Origin of the sequence: Gilliamella sp. Gris1-4 (assembly GCF_001690335.1) — a bacterium.
GTDB lineage: Bacteria > Pseudomonadota > Gammaproteobacteria > Enterobacterales > Orbaceae > Gilliamella > Gilliamella apicola_P.
Genome location: NZ_LZHA01000006.1, coordinates 1 through 3,318 on the forward strand (window position 1 = coordinate 1; position 3,318 = coordinate 3,318).

The window sequence follows — 3,318 nt, forward strand, 5'->3', positions numbered from 1 at the left end:
CCTGCCGCAACTAGCCCTGCCACATGCGCCATATCCACAAACAAATAAGCGCCCACACTATCGGCGATTTCGCGCATACGTTGCCAATCCACCACCCCAGAATAAGCCGAAAAACCACCAATAATCATTTTAGGTTTAGATTCTTGGGCTGTTTTAGCTAACTTGTCATAATCAATACGCCCTGAATCATCAACACCATAATCCACAACATGATAAAGTTTACCCGAAAAGCTAACTGGCGAACCGTGTGTCAAATGCCCACCTTCAGACAGGTTCATACCTAAAACCGTATCGCCTGTATTTAAAAGCGCCATATAAACGGCAAAATTAGCTTGTGAACCTGAATGCGGTTGCACATTAGCATAATCAGCACCAAATAAAGCCTTAGCACGATCAATTGCTAATTTTTCAACAACATCAACATACTCACAACCACCATAATAACGTTTTCCGGGATAACCTTCGGCATATTTATTGGTTAATTGCGAACCTTGCGCTTGCATTACTCGTGGACTGGTGTAGTTTTCTGATGCGATCAGTTCAAGGTGATCTTCTTGGCGCTGTTCTTCACCTTTAATAGCATTCCACAATTCCGCATCATAATCGGCAATAGTCATATCTTTACTAAACATGTTAGATCCTTATCATCAATTATTTAGTTTGTCAGATTTTGCTTTATCGTTAGCAAAAATGGGCATTACACTCATATGGTTACTTAACAACCAAACGATTTCAATCTTTTTTTTGAGGTTATAAAAAATATTTATATCGAGGGATAAGTTATTGTGTTTTTATAAGGCTGTTTTTGTTAAAAATAGCTAAAAACATTAATAAAATCAATAGTCTACCAGAGCGTTTTTTTGTCAAAATAGTTTTTTTTTGTTGGTGGATAGAGTGGGTTGGGTGTGGTGGTTTCGGACGTTTTAGCTTTGGTGAATAAAATAGCCTCAGTGCCCACGTCCGAGTTAGGGAATTTAAGCGAATTCCCTAACAACCCACGCTTTGGCTGCAGAATGTGGCCTTCGGCTCCCCGACGCCAGAGTAAGTCAGACAGTACAGCCGATTGTTTTTTTTGTAATTATATGATTAATTCTATTTTTATTGCCGCCTATACGGCGTTAAGGTCGCGTACTCCTCTAAAACTACAAGTTATATTTTTCTAAACCGCCTATACGGCGTTAAGGGCATTTCTTCTAAGCTAGTTGATTGCGTTACATTTCTAAACCGCCTATACGGCGTTAAGGTTTCGTATGTTTAGTTATTTGATCACTTAGTATTTCTAAACCGCCTATACGGCGTTAAGGTACCGCATCCTGTACCATGTCCACGTTGTCGTTTTCTAAACCGCCTATACGGCGTTAAGGAGGGAATTGTTGCGCTACTTTTGGCATAAAGTTTTCTAAACCGCCTATACGGCGTTAAGGTAGAACTCAAGATTTGATAAATCTTGTTATATAAAGATAAACAACAATTTTGGCTTTGAAAACCCTTTTTTTAAGCTGTTTTTTAATATGTTGATTTTATTTGATTTTAAATTTTCGTTAAAAAAAGGGTTTAGAGCGGTTAATTTGCTGTTATTAGGGCGCTGTTCGTGGTTTTGTTGGTTTGTTTTATGTTGGTGCTTTGCTTAGGTTGTGTAAGTGATTGATTTAGCTTGAAAACGACAAGATAAAAACTTCAATAAAATCAATACTCTACCGGAGCGATTTTTTGTGGTTTTTGCAGTGCTTTTTATAAAAAAGTGACTCATAAAAGCCACTCAAGGTTATGTTGTCTGTCTTATTACGGCGTTAGACAAATTTGTCTGGAACAAATTTGAACATCTGAGCATAGCGAAGATGGCCTCGTAGAGGCGAGTATCAGGATGATACGAGTAATTGCAAAGGGAATTCGCTTTAATTCCCTTTGCTCGGACGTTGTCACTGTAGCTATTTTATTCACCAAAGTTTAAAACGTCCGAAACCTTGCCGAACTAAAATAGACCACAGCTTTAAACCGCCACAGCGTAATCCACTAAAACCGCCATCGACACTTTCAGCGTCGGCGGCGGGGGGCGGCGCTATTGTGGCTTTGCCACAACGGCGCAACCCTAAGGAAAACGCCCCAACTTACGCGGGGGCTTGATTCTTTGTTATATTATCCTCTCAGGCACCATAACCCCTCCCGCGCCCTAAGGATTAAGAACTAAACGCTAAAAACTAAGGTGTGGTGCAAACAGCGTAAATACTGTAGGAAGCGCCGTAGCTGCTGACGTGGCCGTCGCTCGAGTAGACATTGAACTGGCTGCTACCTATCGCGTCGCTCGTCCAGTAGCTGCCGTCGAAGCCCGCACCAGCGTAGTTGTGCATGTTGCCCCACTCCGTGAAAAATCCTGCCCCTATGCGACGCTGGTAGACATTATTACCAGACGACGGCGTGGCGCCTACTGCGCCTTGACAATCGCTTCCTGAATTCCATCCAGAACAAGTCGCATTGGTTAAATCACTTACCCGTGGCATTCGATAACCCAAACTTCTACACCATGCTGTTTGATTAGAAGCGCTAGCGCCATTATTACTCCGATGGACGAACCACTGCCTTAACTTAAAACCATACCGAACCCCATTACCACTTCTATCCCTTCCCACCAACTCGAAGTCCTGTGGCAAAACTGGACGTGTAATTCGACCAGGACTTGAGCTTATCTGACTTCTACTTGCCCTAGGACCTCTCAACGTTACCCGTGTTACCCGTTTCCCTCTATCAACAGAAGGAATCCAAGTTTCATTAGCGGTTACCACCGCCACGGTAGCTGTTATTCCACTGTGAGTGACCGAAGGCCAAGTTAACTGAGTTACGTCTAACCCTCCTACATCCAAATCAAAATACAATCCATCTGCTCCTGTAGTTGGAAAGTTTAGGTTGTAAGATGATGGACTTGTTGACTGAACTAAAAAGCCCTTAGTAGGAGACCATATGCTAGATGGACCGGCAAAACGAGGGTCGTCGTAAGAAATAATGCCACTTGCTCCGCCATACAACAAATTCGGCCTGACCGAACAAATAACCGGCCGTGACGGCAAAGTGATATAATAAACCGCTGAGCCTCCGTAAAAACGACTACTATTTGGCACTCCATACTGTGTAGTTAAACTTCCCCCTGTACTATCTAAAGTGACCTTATAAGGCGCTTTACATATATCTAATGTATCACTACGATTAACCGTGCTACCGTTTTTATCCTTTATTGCTAACGATATACTCCCTGTTGCAGTAACACCATTTGTACCCTGTCCATCCCCATCATCATCTCCCCACTTCCCTTGGCTGATTAGACTA

General features: G+C 42.4%; 2 protein-coding genes and 1 CRISPR repeat array. Both genes read right to left on the reverse strand.

What is annotated here, in order from left to right:
• Positions 1–632: serine hydroxymethyltransferase (locus tag A9G31_RS00500; protein WP_081299282.1), on the reverse strand; the 632-nt coding region annotated here is incomplete at its 3' end.
• 464 nt (positions 633–1,096) lie between these two features.
• A CRISPR array of direct repeats spans positions 1,097–1,424; the repeat unit is 28 nt; unit sequence TTTCTAAACCGCCTATACGGCGTTAAGG.
• A 774-nt stretch (positions 1,425–2,198) separates the two neighbouring features.
• Positions 2,199–3,318 (reverse strand): hypothetical protein (locus A9G31_RS11695; protein WP_176700325.1); only part of this gene is annotated, 1,120 nt, incomplete at its 5' end.